Raw genomic sequence first — 15,640 nt, forward strand, 5'->3', positions numbered from 1 at the left:
GGCTGCGGCCGGGGGCTGTGGTGCCGGGCAGCTGACCCGCGGCTGGGGTCGGTGGTGCTGACGCGCTTGGTTGCCCGCCCGCGGCCGGTGTCTGTGGCTGGTGGGGTGCCGGTGCCGGTGCCGGTGCCTGCGGCTGTGGCTGGTGACGTGCCGGTGCCGGGCTGCCTGGTCCGCGGTCGGCCACCGTCCCGCCGTATCCACTCCGGCCACCTCCCCGCCGTACCCACTCCGGCCGCCACCAGCGGTCGCGACGGCGTACGCCCCCTGTGTGACGGAATCCTCACCGTGCCCCTCGTGGAAAGGGTCGCCGTGCCCGTCACCAGGGGCGATCGTGGGCGGCATGAATGATCGCGACGTGGCGACGACCGAGGAGGCCGACGAGGTCCGCCGCTTCTGGGGCCGGCTCGGTCTGCCGGGGCTGATCGACGTCCACACCCACTTCATGCCCGAGCGGGTCCTGCACAAGGTGTGGGCGTACTTCGACGCCAACGGGCCGCTGATCGGCGGGCTGGGATGGCCGATCACGTACCGGAAGGCGGAGGCCGAGAGAACGGCCCTGCTACGGGGGTTCGGGGTGCGGGCCTTCACCTCGATGCTCTATCCCCACAAGCCCGGCATGGCCAGGTGGCTGAACGGATGGGCGGCCGACTTCGCCCGCCGCACCCCCGACTGTCTGCACACCGCCACCCTCCACCCCGAGCCGGACGTCGAGGACTACGTCCGCGAGGCCGTCGAAGCGGGGGCCCGGGTCTTCAAGGCGCACGTCCAGGTCGGCGGATACGACCCGGCCGACGAACTCCTCCAGCGGGCCTGGGGGCTGCTGGCCGAGGCGGGCGTCCCCGTGGTGATCCACTGCGGCTCCGGACCCGCGCCCGGCAAGCACACCGGCCCCGAGCCCATCGCGCGGGTGCTGGCACGGCACCCCGGGCTGCGGCTGATCATCGCCCACATGGGCATGCCCGAGTACGAGGAGTTCCTCGACCTCGCCGAGCGGTACGACCAGGTGCGGCTGGACACGACGATGGCGTTCACCGACTTCACCGAGGGGTTCATGCCGTTCCCGCGCCGGATCCTGCCCCGGCTCGACGCGCTGGGCGACCGCATCCTGCTCGGCTCGGACTTCCCGAGCATCCCCTACCCCTACCTGCACCAGCTCCACGCCCTGGAACGCCTGGATCTCGGACCGGAGTGGCTGCGGGCCGTGTGCCACGACAACGCGAGAAGCCTGTTCGGCGTGTGACACCGTCACGGACCACGGACACCGAGCACCGACCACGGACACCGACCACGGACACCGACCACGGAGCAAGGAGACCCACCATGGCGATCCAGCGCATGGACAACGTCCTCATCGTCGTCGACGACCTCGACGCCGTCGTCGCGTTCTTCGTCGAACTCGGCATGGAGCTGGAGGGCACGTCGCCCGTGGAGGGACGGTGGGTGGAACGGGTCATCGGGCTCGACGACGTCCGCCAGGACGTCGCCATGCTGCGCATCCCGGGCGCCCCCGGCCGCATCGAGCTCGCGAGGTTCCACACGCCGAAGGCGGTCGGCGGGGCGCCGCGGGACGCGCCGACGAACACGCTGGGCATCCGCCGCGTCATGTTCGCCGTCGACGACCTCGACGACGTCCTCGCCCGCCTGCGTGCCCACGGCGCCGAACTCGTCGGCGAGGTCGTGCGGTACGAGAACATCTACCGGCTCTGCTACGTCCGCGGCCCCGAGGGCATCGTCGTCGGACTGGCCGAGGAACTGGGCTGAGGACCGCCCGCGGCCAGGCGCGGAGGGGGGAAGGGAAGGGCCGCCTCGACCTCCCCAGGTGCGACGGCCCTTCCCTGGGTAAGCATCGGCTCTGCTACCCCGAAGATCCGTACTCATGCCAGGCCCGTCACGCCTCGCCCTCGCCCGCCGCGTGAAGATGCTTCCGGCGGGGTTGACGGGCACGCGAGGTGCGGTCACGTTGGACAACGCCAGGGGTGTGGGAGCGCTCCCGTGTCCTACGGGCCGGACGTGTCGCGACGAGGACCGCGGGGCCGGCCACCGCAACCCGCCCCGACCGTCCCCCCCCACGACCCGAGGATGGCCCGATGCAGCAGCCCTCTCCGCCCCGTCGCTTATCCCGCCGCACTCTGGTGACCGGCACCGCAGCCGGCCTGGTCGCCGCCGTCACCGCCCCCACGCGGGCGTTCGGCGCCGCCTCGACCCGGTTCCACACGGTCGGCCGGGTCAAAGCGGCCGCCGACGGGTTCGTGCGGTACAGCTGGCCCGGCATCTGCTTCGAGGCACGCTTCCGCGGCACCGGCGTCGGCGTCCTCCTCGACGACGCCGTCAACGACTACGACGTCCAGGTGGACGGCAGGACCACGGCCACCCTCGTGACCCCGGGCCGGGCCACCGCCTGGGTCAGGGGACTCTCCGACTCCGAGCACCGCGTGCGGCTCGTCAAGCGCACCGAAAGCCCCTGGAGCGAGGGAAGGTTCGGCGGGTTCGTCCCGGCCGCGGGCGGTGCGATCCTCGCCGCGCCGCCGGCCCGGTGCAGACAGATCGAGTTCATCGGGGACTCCAACACCGTCGGCTACGGCAACATGTCCGGCACCCGTGACTGTTCGGGCAACGGGGGAGTCGACCGCAACACCGACTCCGACCTCTCCTTCGGCGCCCTCACCGCGCGGCGCCTCGGCGCCGACTACCAGATCAACGCGTTCTCCGGCCGTGGCATGGTCCGCAACTACAACGGCAGCAGCCCCGGCACCGACTACCGCACCTACTACGACCGTGCCCTGCTCGCGGTGGAGGGCGACGTCTGGCAGCGGCCGGCCGACTGGCGGCCCCAGGCCGTCGTCGTCGGACTGGGGCTCAACGACTTCTCCACGCCTCTCAATCCGGGCGAGAGGTGGAGCACGGAGGCCGAGCTGGTCGCCGCCTACGAGTCCGCCTACCACGGCTTCCTCGACAAACTGCGCGCCCGCTACGGCCCCGGAACGTTCCTCGTCGTCAGCGCCACCAACCTGGGGGCGAGCCCCTTCGCCGGGACCGTCGAGCGGATCGCCCGGACCCGCAACGCCCGGGGCGACCAGCGGGTCGGCCACTGGTACTACGACGACCCGTCCCTGGACCACCTCGGCTGCGACTGGCATCCCTCCGCACGGGACCACCGAATCATCGCCGGCCTCCTCGAAGACCGCCTCGCCACGCTTCCGTTGGGCTGGTAACCGGCAGCCCGCGGCCGACGGGTCCGGTGCTCAGCTGATGCAGAGCAGGTTGAGCACGCACAGCCCCGACGGATCGGTCGCGGACGACGACGAACCCGTCGAAGTCTGCGAACTGTCACCGCTCGTGCTCGTGCTCGACGTGCCGCCCGTCGCCGTGGACGAGGAAGGAGGCTGCTCTGTCGTCGAGCCGGAAGAACCGGAAGAACCGGCCGAACCCGTCGAGCCGCTCGTGCCCGACGCCGTTCCCGTGGTCGTCCCACCGGTGTCGACGCCGACCGCGACCGACGTCGAGACCGTCCGCTGGGACTGGGACCGCGCGGCGCTGTTCGTCGTGGACGCGGCAGAGGCGGCCGAGTCGGTGTGGATCGACGAACCGGTCGTGGTGGACGCCGAGCCCGACGTCCGCCGATGCGAGGCGATCCTCGTGGAGGGCGTGGTCGCGGGCGCCTGCTGTGCCTCGGCGGGCGTCGCTGCCGGGAGGCCGTCGTCCGAGGAGGGCAGCTCCACCCCGCCCATGGCCCTGTTGTCCGGCGAGGTGGCCGCCTGGGTCCGGGTGTTGGACTGCTGGTTCATCACGGAGACGGTCAGGCCGCCGCCGACGAGGGCGACCGCGGTCGCGACCACGGCCTTGCGCTGGTTCTTCTTCCAGCGGGCCCGCTGGCGCCGCCGCGCGGCGCGCCCCTCGGTGGTCACCGGCGCGTCGTCCACGTCCTCGGACGCGAGGCCCGGGTCGGCCTCGCCGGTCGCCGGCTCCTCGTGGCGGCCCGCGTCGTGCCACGTGGGTGCTTCGTCCCAGGCCGCCGCCGCGCCCGTCGGCGCGTAGACGTGGGCGGGGGGAGCGATGTCCGGGGCATAGGCGCCGCATCCGGGGCACGCCAGGGCGCCGTTGAGATGCCGACGGCACGAGGAGCAGTAGTCCATCTGGTCTTCCTGAGTCGACAGCACCATCGGCCCGATGGCCGTGGCCGGTCTCGTTCGTACGGAGGATCGAGCCGGAGGCAAAAGTAGCGAGGCTTTCGAAAGGCGGTGTGCAGCCTGTGTGATGCTCCTGCGTAGATGTCCCAGGGGTGCGGTGGGCGCGAGGGGTGTACGTCGTATTCGCGCCGGTTGTTCGCCTTGTGGCCCCGGCTCGTGCCCCGATCCGACGGGGTGCCGGTCAACGTGAGCCGCGCCACGGCGAGTTGGCCGTGAACGGGGCCCGCGCCGCCGGTGACGGGCGGCGATGCAATCCGGCCCGCCTCGCCAGGCGTCTCGCGCGCTTGTCGACCCGGTGGACGTAGGTGAAGGGGCCGGGGTTGGTGTCGCCCGCAGCGTACTTTCCGGCCACGTTGTTGATGAAGGTCCGTGAGAGTGCGAGCGCCGCGACCGTCGCGCGGGCTTGTCGTTGCAACAGCGCCCCTCCGGTCGACCGCCGCCCCACGGAACGTACGGAAGAACTCATCCGGGTGACGAGCCCTCCGTGGACCCCCGGCCCGCCGGTGCCCGTGCCGCCAACGCCTCCAGCATGAGTTCGACCGCCTCCTCGAACGAACCGTCCGCCAGTCCGGGCAGCTCGTGGCGTACGGCGGTCAGGGCCGGGTACGTCCGCGGGTCCAGGTTCTGGTAGACCCCCAGCCACGCCCGCTGGTCGGCCTCGCGCTGCTGCCGGGGCAGGGCCTGGAACGCCGCTTCCGTGGCCGCGTGGCTGAGCACGGTGTCGATGAAGGCCAGATACAGACGTGCGGCCGCGGCCGGCTCGAAGCCCGCGGACAGCAGCAGGCCGATCCCGGTGTCCACCGCCCGGATCTCGCTCCTGCGCCGGGTCACCCGGTGCGCCGCCATGGCCGCCGCGCGCGGATGGGCGACGTATCCGGCACGCACCCGCCGGGCCATCTCGCGCAGCGAGGCCACCCAGTCGTCCCCGGGGACGAACCCCGCCATCGCGTCGCCGATGATCCGGTCCGCGATGGCGAGCACCAGGTCGTCGGTGTCGTGGAAGTAGCGGTAGAGGGCGGTCGGGTCGCAGCCCAGTGCCGCGCCGAGCCGGCGCACGCTCAGCGCCTCGGGCCCGTGCTCGCCGATCAGCCGCAGCGCGGTCTCGACGATCAGGTCCTCGGACAGCAGGACTCCGGAGCGGGTGGGCCGCCGACGCCTGCGCTCCTCCGGGACACGGCTGGACATGACCGGCCTCCTCTGGCTGGGGCCCCTCAGTGAACGGCCGCCGGCCTCCTTACGTCAACAGGGTTGACCCAATGTGGACATCGGCTGTTCCATCACCTCACCGCGCGGCTCTTCCCCGTCTCCCGTCCCCGAGGAGCCCTCCATGTCGTCCAGACCGCCCCTCTCCTCCGTCCCGAGCTCCGATCTGCGCCGTTCCCTCGGCGTGGTCGACGGCGTGGCCATCGCCGCGTCGAGCACCGCGGCCACCACCAGCATCGCCATCGGCATGGGCACGATCGCGACCATCGTGGGCCTCCAGGCCCCGGCACTGCTGCTCCTGGCCTTCCTGCCGGTCCTCGGCATCGCCACCGCCTATGCCCGCCTGAACCGCTCGGAGCCCAACTGCGGCAACGGCTACGTCTGGGTCGGCAAGTCCCTCGGTCCCTGGCCCGGCTTCCTGACCGGCTGGGTCACCCTGGTCGGCTCGGTCATCTTCTGCGCCTACACCAGCGCGATCATGGGCTCGGTCGTCCTGGCCTTCGCCAACAAGGCGGGACTGCACAGCGTCGCCGGGATCGCCCTCGACCCGACGTCCACCGGTGTCACCACGGCCGTCGGACTGGTGATCCTCACCGCCCTCACCGCCCTGGCCGTCACCGGCGTACGGTCCGCGACCCGCTTCCAGTTCGCCCTGCTGGTCTTCGAGTACACCGTGCTGCTGGCCTTCTGCGGCTGGGCCCTGATCACCGGTGACCACGCCGTCTCGCTGTCGTGGTTCAACCCCTTCGAGATCTCCAGCGGCACCGCCTTCGCCCAGGGCATGGTCCTCGCGGTGTTCTTCTTCTGGGGCTGGGACGCCGCCTTCAGCGTCAACGAGGAGACGAAGAGCCCGGGCGACGCGGCCCGCGGCGGCCTCATCGCCCTCTTCGCGATGCTCGGCCTGTTCCTCTTCGCCTCGGTCGCCTTCCAGCGGGAGATGAGCCTGGCCGAACTCGTCAGGAACGGCCCCCAGGCCCTTCCGTACCTCGGCGAGAAACTGGCCGCCGAACCCTGGGCCACCCTCCCCCTGATCGCGCTGATGTTCTCCGCGGTCGCCTCCGTGCAGGCCACCCTGATCCCCACGGCCCGCGGCCTGTTCGCCATGAGCCGCGACCGCACGATGGGACCGGTGTGGACCCGCGTCCACACGCGCTACGGCACCCCCGCCGTCGGCACGGTCGTCATCATGACCATCGCCGCCGTGATCGCCGTGCTCGCCGTCGCGATCCCCAAGCTGAGCGACATGCTGCTGGCCGCCGTCAACGCCATCGGCCTCATCGTCGCCCTCTACTACGGCCTCACCGCGCTCGCCTGCGCCGTGCGCTTCCGCTCCGCGCGACACGACGGACCACGGGAGGCACTCCTCGCCATCGGGGTGCCCGCCGTGTCCGGCCTGATCCTGCTCGGCCTCGGCGGCTACCTCGGATACTCGTACCTGACCATGAGCGACCACTTCGAACTCAGCCCCGACAACGGCTGGTTCATGTTCTCGCTGCCCGCCGTGATCGTCCTCGCCGGCCTCGTCATGGCCGCCGTCGCCAAGTACGTCCGGCACTCGCCGTACTTCACCACGGGCCGCGGCACCGACGCCGAGTCCCTGACCCTGCCGATGGACCGTACGGCGGTCTGACCTTCTCTGGAGCCCATCCCCATGTCACACACCGCGGACCTCGTCCTCACCGGCGGTCCCGTGCACACCGTCGATCCCGCCCGCAGCCGCGCCACCACCGTGGCCGTGCGCGACGGGCGGATCGTCGCCGTAGGCCACGACGAGGTGCGCGAGCTGATCGGCCCGCGCACCGAAGTCGTCGACCTGGCCGGGAAACTGCTGCTCCCGGGCTTCCAGGACGCCCACGTCCACCCGCAGGGCGCGGGCCTGGAACTCGGCCTGTGCCATCTCGGCGACACCGTCGACCCGGCCGAGTACCTGCGCAGGATCAGGACGTACGCCGACCGGAACCCGGACGCCGAGTGGATCACCGGCGGCGGCTGGTCCCTGGAGGCGTTCCCCGGCGGGGCGCCCACCGCCGCGGCCCTCGACGCGATCGTCCCGGACCGGCCCGTCTTCCTGCCCAACCGCGACCACCACGGCGCCTGGGTCAACAGCCGGGCCCTGGAACGGGCCGGCATCGACGCCCGTACCCCGGACCCCGCCGACGGCCGCATCGAGCGCGACGCCGAGGGCGACCCCACCGGCATGCTCCAGGAGGGCGCCGCCCACCTCGTGGGCAGGCTGGTGCCGGACCCCACGCCCGAGGAACAACTCACGGCCCTGCTCAGGGCGCAGGCCGTGCTGCACTCCCACGGCGTCACCGCCTGGCAGGACGCCATCGTCGGCGCCTACACCAACATGACCGACCCGGCGCCCTCCTACCTCGCGGCCCTCGACCGGGGACTGCTCACCGCCCGGGTGGTCGGCGCCCTGTGGTGGGACCGTGAGCGGGGCGCCGAGCAGATCCCCGAACTCGTGGCCCGCCGCGAGGAGCTGAGCCGGGGCCGGTTCCGGGCCGGCACCGTGAAGGTCATGCAGGACGGCGTCGCGGAGAACCACACCGCCGCGATGCTCGACCCCTACCTGACCACCTGCGGCTGCGCCTCCGACAACAGCGGCATCAGCTTCGTCGAACCCGGTGACCTGAGGAAGTACGTCACCGAACTGGACGCGTCCGGCTTCCAGGTCCACTTCCACGCCCTCGGCGACCGCGCGGTGCGTGAGGCGCTGGACGCCGTCGAGTCCGCCCGCACGGCCAACGGCCGCCACGACACCCGGCACCACCTGGCGCACCTGCAGGTCGTGCACCCCGACGACATCTCCCGGTTCCGTGCTCTCGGCGCGAGCGCCAACCTCCAGATGCTGTGGGCCGCCCACGAACCGCAGATGGACGAACTGACTCTGCCCTTCCTCGGGGACGAACGCGGCGCACGGCAGTACCCCTTCGCCGATCTGCTGCGCGCGGGCGCCACCCTGGCCGCCGGAAGCGACTGGCCGGTCAGCAGCCCCGACCCGCTCCAGGCCATCCATGTCGCCGTCAACCGGATCGCCCCCGACGCCCCCGAGGGCACCCCGGCCTTCCTCCCGGAGCAGCGCCTCGACCTGGGCACCGCCCTCGCCGCGTACACGGCGGGCAGCGCCCATGTGAACCACCTCGACGACCTCACCGGCAGCATCACCGTGGGCAAGGCGGCCGACCTCGTCGTCCTCGACCGGGACCCCTTCGCCGGCCCACCCGAGGAGATCGCCGCCACGCGTGTCCTGCAGACCTTCGTCGAAGGGCAGCGGGTCCACGCGGCGGGCGATGCCTGAGCCCCTCATCGGGTGACGCCGGGGATTTCGGCGCGGGGCGACGGGGCAGTAGGGATGCTGATGGGGGAGCCGTTCACGCCGAAACCGTCCCTGAAACCCGCCGAACCGAGGAACACCATGGCAACACCCAGCCCCGCGCGTGCCCGAGGAACCGCCCTGCTCGCCGACCCGCTGCTCAACAAGGGAACCGCCTTCAGCGCCGAGGAGCGCGCCGAACTCGGCCTCGACGGGCTGCTCCCACCGGCCACGGAGACACTCGACGAGCAGGCGGACCGGGCGTACGAGGCGTTCCTCGGATACGACAAGCCGCTCAACCGGCACATCTACCTGCGCCAGCTCCAGGACACCAACGAGGTGCTCTTCTACGGGCTGCTCACCCGGCACCTGGAGGAGATGCTCCCCGTCGTCTACACCCCGACGGTGGGGGAGGCCTGCCGGCGCTTCAGCGAGATCTACCGCAGGCCGCGCGGTCTGTTCCTGACGTACGAGGACCGGCACCGCTTCCGGGAGATCCTGCGCAACCGGCCGGGCCGCGAGGTCGACGTCATCGTGGTCACCGACGGCCAGCGCATCCTGGGCCTCGGCGACCAGGGCGTCGGCGGCATGGGCATCCCCATCGGCAAGCTCAGCCTCTACACCGCCATCGGCGGCATCCACCCCGCCCGCACCCTGCCGATCCTCCTCGACGTCGGCACCGACAACGAGGACCTGCTGGCCGGCGAGCACTACCTCGGCCGCAGGCAGCACCGCGTCACCGGCGAGGCGTACGACGAGATGATCGAGGCGTTCGTCTCCGCCGTCGAGGCGGAACTGCCCGGCACCCTGCTCCAGTGGGAGGACTTCGCCACCGCCCACGCCCGGCCGATCCTCGCCCGCTACCAGGACCGGCTGCTCACCTTCAACGACGACATCCAGGGCACGGCGGCCGTGGCGCTGGGTGCGCTGACCACCGCCACGAAGGTCGCCGGAGCCTCCCTGACCGACCACCGGATCGTGGTCCTGGGTGCGGGATCGGCGGCGATCGGCGTCGCCGACATGATCCGTACCGCACTCGTGGAGGAGGGCCTCTCCGAGGAGGAGGCGGCCGACCGGTTCTGGTTCGTCGACATCGACGGCCTGCTGGTGGACTCCCGCACCGACCTCTCTCCCGAGCAGCGCGTCTACGCGCGCGACGACGAAGAGGTACGGCAGTGGGGCGCGGACGCACCCGACCTGGCCCGGGTCGTCGGCGAGGTGAGGCCGACGGTGCTGATCGGGCTCTCCACGGCGCACGGCGCCTTCACCGAGGAGATCGTGCGGACGATGGCCGGCGCCTGCGACCGGCCGGTGATCCTGCCGCTGTCCAACCCGACCTCGAACGCGGAGGCCGACCCCGCCGACCTCGCCCGCTGGACCGACGGCAGGGCCCTGATCGCCGCCGGCTCGCCCTTCCCGCCGCTGAAGGTGGACGGCCGGGAGGTACCGGTCGCCCAGGCCAACAACGTCTACGTCTTCCCCGCCGTCGGCCTCGCGGTCGCCGCCTGCCGGGCCACCCGGGTGACCGACCGCATGATGGTGGCGGCGGCCCGCGCCGTCGGGGACTGCGCGGTACGGGCGGGCACCGACGGAGCGACCCCGCTGCTGCCCCCGCTGGCGAGCATGCGGGAAGCCGCCCGCGAGATCGCTCTAGCGGTGGCGCAGGCCGCCGTCGAGGACGGCGTCGCCCCCGGGGCGACGGAGGCCGAACTGGGCGAGGCGATCGCGACGACCCAGTGGACACCGCGCTACATGACCTGAGCCGCCGGTCCGGCCCGGGGGCCCTGTGACAGTATCGGCGGTGGGCGCGAGGCCGCCTGCTGGGGTTGAGGCAGAGGGACGAGTGACATGGACCGGCCGCCAGGCATGATGGACGTGGCCCGGGAGGCCGGCGTCTCGCACATCACCGTCTCCCGTGTCGTCAACGGCCATCCGTCGGTCCGGCCGGAGACCCGCACCCGGGTCGAGGCCGCGATCCAGAAGCTGGGATACCGCCGCAACAGCGTCGCCAGAGCCCTCAAGAGCCGGCGCTCCTCCACGATCGGCGTGGTGATCGTCGGATCGGAGCTGTTCGAGCTGCCGCGCATCCTGCTGGGCGTGGAGACGGCCGCCAAACAGGCCGGTTACTGGGTGAGCCTGGCCAGCCGGCAGGGCGAGAGCACCGCCGGTGACCTCATGGAGACGCTGCAACGGCTCACCGACCAGTCGGTGGAGGCGATCGCCGTCGTCGCCGACCGGCCCGGCGCCGTGGAGACGCTGTCCGGCCTCTCCCTCGGGGTCCCGGTGGCGGTGGTGATGTCCGGCAGCGTGGCCGGCCCCGACCTGAGTTCCGTCGAGGTCGACCAGGAACTCGGCGCGCGTCTCGCGGTCCGGCACCTCCTCGGCCTCGGACACCGTCGCATCGCCCATCTCACCGGAGCGCTGCGCACCTTCGACGCCCGGGCCCGCGTCGAGGGCTGGCGGGCCGAACTCAGCGCGGCGGCGGCCGAAGGACCCCTGCTGGAGGGCGACTTCAGCGCGGAGAGCGGCTTCCGGCTGGCCCACGAACTCTGCGACGCCGACGCCGGCCCGCCCACCGCGGTCTTCGCGGGCAACGACCAGATGGCCATGGGCGCGCTCGCGGCCTTCGCCGAACGCGGTGTGAGGGTGCCCCACGACGTGTCGGTCGTCGGCTTCGACGACATGAAGGGTGCCGGATACCTGGTGCCCGCCCTGACCACGGTCCGCCAGGACTTCGTCCATCTCGGCACCAGCGCCATCGAGCTTCTGGTGCGCAGGGTGGGCGGTGAGCCGCCGGAACGGCAGCGGATCACGCCCCGACTGGTCGTACGGCACAGCACCGCCGCACCCCGCTCGGACACCTGAGGCGCGAACGGCGCGGCGATCGCGGACGCCGGGCGGATCACCCGGCCGGGCGGGGCCCGTACTCGAACCACCGCACGTGTGCCACGCCCGCGCCCTCCTGCGCGTCGCCGACGCCGGTCACCTCCGGTTCGGCGGCGTCGCGGCAGGCGGTGAACCAGCACCGGCCGTTGTCGAAGAACAGGGACGGGTCGATGCCCTCCGCGTCCAGGACGACCGGGTCCGACCAGGGCCCCGCCGGGTCGGAGGCCGTGAACAGGTAGGTGGTGCTGCCCCGGCGGCCGCGTGCCAGGGCCACCACCACGTAGAAGGTGCCCTCGTGATGGCGGATCGTGGCAGCCCAGAGGCCGTCCGCGACGTCGAGGCCGGTCAGCGACACCTGCGACGGACGGTCCACCACATGCCCGAGCGGCCGCCAGTCCACCAGGTCGCGGCTGTGCAGGACCGGGATCCCGGGGTGGAACGCGAACGACGACGTGACCAGGTAGAAGTCCTCCCCGACCCGGCAGATCGAGGGGTCCGGGTGGCTGCCGGACAGAACGGGGTTGGAGAAGGTCGGCACGAGCGCACTCCGAGGCGGACGGGACGGCAGCGGGGATCTTCGGGGCAGGGCCTTGACAGCTTGTTAACGTTAACATCACCGTGGTTCCCGGACACCGACCTCCATCCCCTGGTCGTCATGGGCTCGGCCGTCTCGTCCGTACCGGCATCCAGCAGAAAGCGACCGCATGTCGACACCTCAGCCCCGGTCCTTCCCCGCGCACTTCCTCCTCGGCTCCGCGACCGCCGCCTACCAGATCGAGGGCGCCGCGGACGAGGACGGGCGCGGCCCCTCCATCTGGGACACCTACTCCCACACCCCGGGCAACACGTGGAACGGCGACACCGGTGACGTGGCCGCCGACCACTACCACCGCCTGGACGAAGACCTCGACCTCATGGCGTCCCTCGGACTGAGGGCCTACCGGTTCTCCATCGCCTGGCCCCGCATCCAGCCCACCGGCCGCGGCCCGGTCAACCCCAAGGGGCTGGACTTCTACAGCCGCCTGGTCGACGGCCTGCTCCAGAGGGACATCGCCCCGGTCGCGACCCTCTACCACTGGGACCTGCCCCAGGCGCTGGAGGACGAGGGCGGCTGGACGAACCGCGCCACCGCGTACGCCTTCGCCGACTACGCCCGTGTCGTCGGCGAAGCCCTCGGCGACCGCGTCGCGATCTGGACCACCCTGAACGAACCGTGGTGCTCCGCCTACCTCGGCTACGGAGCCGGGGCCCACGCGCCCGGCCGCAGGGACGGTGCGGCGGCGCTGACCGCGGTCCACCATCTCAACCTCGCCCACGGGCTGGCCGTTCAGCAGCTCAGGGAGGTCACCACCAACGATCCGCAGTACTCGGTCACCCTCAACTTCCATGTCCTGCGCGGCCGGGGCGAGGGCGCCGACGAAGCCGTGCGCCGTATCGACGCGCTGGCCAACCGCGCCTTCACCGACCCCCTGCTGCTCGGCCACTACCCACGGGACCTCATGGAGGACACCGCGGCCGTCACGGACTGGTCGTTCGTCGAGGACGGCGACCTCGACCGGATCCGGCAGCCCCTGGACCTGCTCGGTGTCAACTACTACGCCACCACCACCGTCCGGCTGTGGGACGGCGTGACGGACCGGCAGAACAACGACGGGCACAAGGACATGGGCGGCTCGGCCTGGCCCGGCTCGCCGCAGGTCGAGTTCGTGGCGCAGGACGGCCCGCACACGGCCATGGGCTGGAACATCGACCCCGACGGTCTCGAGGAACTCCTTCTGGACCTGCACCGCCGGTTCCCGGACCAGCCGCTGGTCATCACCGAGAACGGAGCGGCCTTCGAGGACCAGGTCACCACCCGCCCCGACGGCAGCCCCGCGGTCCACGATCCGCAGCGCGTCGACTACCTCCACCGGCACTTCGTCGCCGCCCACCGGGCACTCGCCGCGGGGGTCGATCTGCGCGGGTACTTCGTGTGGTCGCTGATGGACAACTTCGAGTGGGGATACGGCTACTCGAAGCGCTTCGGCATCGTCCACGTCGACTACGAGACCCAGCGCCGCACGCTCAAGGACAGCGCCCTGTGGTACCGGCGACTGGCGACGACGCGCACCATTCCGGAGCCGGGAAGCGAGGAGTAGCGGGGGCGGGCCCGGGTGCGGCCGGACCAACGGGTTGGCCGTCGACGCGGGGCACGGATGCGAGGTCCGGCATGCTCGCCCAGGTGCGTCCACCCCGGCCGGTCAGGATCGGCGCTCTCGTTCCGCCGACCCGATCCGACCCGACCCGACCCGACCCGACCCGGCCCGGCCGGGTCGAGGTGGCCGTGGCGGAAGCCGGTTGGGCCGGGGACCTTGCCGGTCAGGCGGGCTGCCACAGTTCGATGCGGTGGCCCTCCGGGTCGGTGACCCAGCCGAACCGGCCCACGCCCTCCATGTCCTGGGTCTCCTCGGACACGTCCGCTCCGCGGGCGCGTAGTTGCGCGAGCATCGCGTCCAGGTCGCGGACCCGGAAGTTGAGCATGGTCTGTTGAGTGCGGGGGCCGAAGTAGTCGGTCCCCGACTCGAAGGCGGCGAAGACCGTGGGCCCGTCCTCCTGACGCCACAACCCGTTCTCGTCGGCGTCCAGGCCCAGGCAGTCGCGGTACCACGCGGTCAGCGCCGCGGGGTCGGCGGACCTGAGGAAGTAGCCGCCGATGCCAAGCACTCGTTCCATGCCGGCCATCCTGCCAGGAGTGCCGCCCCGCGCAGCGGTATGTCAGCGGCGCGCGCACCGATGACATACCGCCGCGGCGCACCTCAGTGGGACATCGCCTCGCGTACGAGCGCGGTGTCGACGAACTGCTCGAAGCGCACGATCAGTCCGCCGCGCACGACGAAGTGGTGGGCGACGCGCACGTCGATCCGCTTGCCGGTGGCCTTGTTGGCGGCGGTGTAGCGGGCCAGGACGACGACGTTCTCGCCGTCCACGACGTAGGTGTCGTCGTGGGCCGTCCAGCCGTCCCACGCCTTGCCCAGTTGCTCCATCACGTTCGAGGTGACGCCGTCGGGGGTGCGGTAGGTGCCGGCCAGGGGAAAGCCGGCCATCTCGGTCCACTCCACGTCGGGTGCGAGCGTGGCCCTCAGAGCCTCCAGGTCCCCGGCCGCGGAAGCCAGGTACTGGCGCCGTACGACGTCGGCGGGGGCGGTGGAGGTGGCGAAGTCGGTGTCGGTCATGACGGTCAGCCCCACTTCATCTCGCCCTTGGCGACCTTCGCACCGATCTGGGCGGCGATCAGCATGCCGTTGTCGGGGTAGCGCTTGACGAGGGCTTCGGTGAGCGCGGCGCCGTCGGCCGCCTTGCCGAGCTCCTCCTCGAAGGCGAGCAGGTAGTCGCGGGTGGCGGTGATGGCGGAGGCGTCGGCGGCCGTGTCGGGCAGGCGGTGCCCGGGGACCACCAGCTCCGGCTGAAGAGCGGCCATCTCGTCCAGCAGGCCGATCCAGGCGGCGCGGTCATCCGGGGTGGGGGTGTCGGCGACCCAGACGTGCTCCTGCTGGAAGAGCAGCACACCGCCGAGCAGGGCGCGGTGCTCGGCCTGCCACAGGTAGTGGCGGTCGGGCAGAGCGGCCGGGCCGCCCTTGAGCTGGAAGGTGTGGCCCTCCAGGGTGAGGTCGCCGGTGAGCGGGGTGAGCTCGACCAGGCGGGTGGGCAGGTTCGCCCCCAGGGCGGCCCAGGCCTTGAGCTTGCCCTCGTAGGAGTGCTGGACGTGCTCGATGACGATCGGGGTGGCCACGAAGACGGCGTCGGGGAAGGCGTCGGCGACGACCTCGGCGCCGAAGTAGAAGTCGGGGTCGGCGTGGGAGACGAAGACGGTGGTGAGCGTCTTGCCGGAGTCGAGGATCTCGGCGGCCAGGCGGTGGCCGTCGGCCCGGGTGAAGGCGGCGTCCACCAGGAGGGCTTCGTTCTCTCCGGTGACGAGGGTGGCGGTCTTGTTCCTGCTGCCGGCCGGGAAGTCGAGGTCGAGGACCTTGAAGTCGAGAGTGCTCATGCTCGGGGCTCCTTGCGGGGG

14 protein-coding genes are annotated in these 15,640 nt (G+C 71.9%); 9 read left to right on the forward strand and 5 right to left on the reverse strand.

Features of this window, described 5'->3' with window-relative positions; genetic code table 11:
• The first annotated feature begins 340 nt into the window (after positions 1-340).
• The 4 genes from IOD14_RS16240 to IOD14_RS16255 all read left to right on the forward strand — a co-directional run bounded on the left by IOD14_RS16240 (position 341) and on the right by IOD14_RS16255 (position 4,035).
• Positions 341-1,240: an amidohydrolase family protein gene (locus IOD14_RS16240; protein WP_212670598.1), complete on the forward strand. Its 900-nt coding sequence runs from the start codon at positions 341-343 to the stop codon at positions 1,238-1,240.
• Between the two features lie 80 nt (positions 1,241-1,320).
• Positions 1,321-1,761: a VOC family protein gene (locus IOD14_RS16245; RefSeq protein ID WP_212670599.1), complete on the forward strand. Its 441-nt coding sequence runs from the start codon at positions 1,321-1,323 to the stop codon at positions 1,759-1,761.
• A gap of 326 nt (positions 1,762-2,087) precedes the next feature.
• Positions 2,088-3,212: an SGNH/GDSL hydrolase family protein gene (locus tag IOD14_RS16250; protein WP_212670600.1), complete on the forward strand. Its 1,125-nt coding sequence runs from the start codon at positions 2,088-2,090 to the stop codon at positions 3,210-3,212.
• Positions 3,213-3,249: 37 nt separating this feature from the next.
• Positions 3,250-4,035 (forward strand): hypothetical protein, encoded by a 786-nt coding sequence (locus IOD14_RS16255; protein ID WP_212670601.1) that lies wholly within the window; start codon positions 3,250-3,252, stop codon positions 4,033-4,035.
• A 614-nt stretch (positions 4,036-4,649) separates the two neighbouring features.
• On the opposite strand, the gene IOD14_RS16260 is transcribed toward IOD14_RS16255, so the two are convergent.
• Complete coding sequence (locus IOD14_RS16260; RefSeq protein ID WP_123993757.1) at positions 4,650-5,372, reverse strand: TetR/AcrR family transcriptional regulator; 723 nt, start codon at positions 5,370-5,372, stop codon at positions 4,650-4,652.
• Between the two features lie 142 nt (positions 5,373-5,514).
• Here IOD14_RS16260 and IOD14_RS16265 point away from each other — a divergent pair, with 142 nt between their 5' ends.
• From IOD14_RS16265 to IOD14_RS16280, 4 genes are all read left to right on the forward strand, one after another.
• Positions 5,515-7,020: an APC family permease gene (locus IOD14_RS16265; protein WP_212670602.1), complete on the forward strand. Its 1,506-nt coding sequence runs from the start codon at positions 5,515-5,517 to the stop codon at positions 7,018-7,020.
• Positions 7,021-7,041: 21 nt separating this feature from the next.
• On the forward strand, positions 7,042-8,694 hold the full coding sequence (locus IOD14_RS16270; protein WP_212670603.1) for an amidohydrolase: 1,653 nt from the start codon (positions 7,042-7,044) through the stop codon (positions 8,692-8,694).
• Positions 8,695-8,811: 117 nt separating this feature from the next.
• A complete protein-coding gene (locus IOD14_RS16275; RefSeq protein ID WP_212670604.1) occupies positions 8,812-10,470 on the forward strand; it encodes an NAD-dependent malic enzyme in 1,659 nt (552 codons plus the stop codon).
• Positions 10,471-10,557: 87 nt separating this feature from the next.
• Positions 10,558-11,574 carry a LacI family DNA-binding transcriptional regulator gene (locus tag IOD14_RS16280; RefSeq protein ID WP_212670605.1) on the forward strand — a complete coding sequence of 339 codons (1,017 nt, stop codon included), beginning with the start codon at positions 10,558-10,560 and terminating at the stop codon, positions 11,572-11,574.
• A 37-nt stretch (positions 11,575-11,611) separates the two neighbouring features.
• Here IOD14_RS16280 and IOD14_RS16285 read toward each other — a convergent pair whose 3' ends face one another.
• The gene (locus tag IOD14_RS16285) at positions 11,612-12,133 is read right to left on the reverse strand and encodes a family 43 glycosylhydrolase (protein WP_249125927.1); all 522 of its coding nucleotides are present in this window, start codon (positions 12,131-12,133) and stop codon (positions 11,612-11,614) included.
• A 166-nt stretch (positions 12,134-12,299) separates the two neighbouring features.
• Here IOD14_RS16285 and IOD14_RS16290 point away from each other — a divergent pair, with 166 nt between their 5' ends.
• Positions 12,300-13,733 (forward strand): GH1 family beta-glucosidase, encoded by a 1,434-nt coding sequence (locus IOD14_RS16290; RefSeq protein WP_123993751.1) that lies wholly within the window; start codon positions 12,300-12,302, stop codon positions 13,731-13,733.
• A 220-nt stretch (positions 13,734-13,953) separates the two neighbouring features.
• On the opposite strand, the gene IOD14_RS16295 is transcribed toward IOD14_RS16290, so the two are convergent.
• From IOD14_RS16295 to IOD14_RS16305, 3 genes are all read right to left on the reverse strand, one after another.
• Positions 13,954-14,307 (reverse strand): VOC family protein, encoded by a 354-nt coding sequence (locus tag IOD14_RS16295; RefSeq protein ID WP_123993750.1) that lies wholly within the window; start codon positions 14,305-14,307, stop codon positions 13,954-13,956.
• Positions 14,308-14,390: 83 nt separating this feature from the next.
• Entirely contained in the window at positions 14,391-14,807 is a 417-nt protein-coding gene (locus tag IOD14_RS16300; protein WP_249125928.1) for a nuclear transport factor 2 family protein, read from the reverse strand.
• Between the two features lie 5 nt (positions 14,808-14,812).
• Positions 14,813-15,619, reverse strand: a complete 807-nt coding sequence (locus tag IOD14_RS16305; RefSeq protein WP_123993748.1) for an MBL fold metallo-hydrolase — start codon at positions 15,617-15,619, stop codon at positions 14,813-14,815.
• Positions 15,620-15,640 lie beyond the last annotated feature (21 nt).

This window comes from Streptomyces sp. A2-16 (assembly GCF_018128905.1).
In the GTDB taxonomy this organism is placed as follows: domain Bacteria; phylum Actinomycetota; class Actinomycetes; order Streptomycetales; family Streptomycetaceae; genus Streptomyces.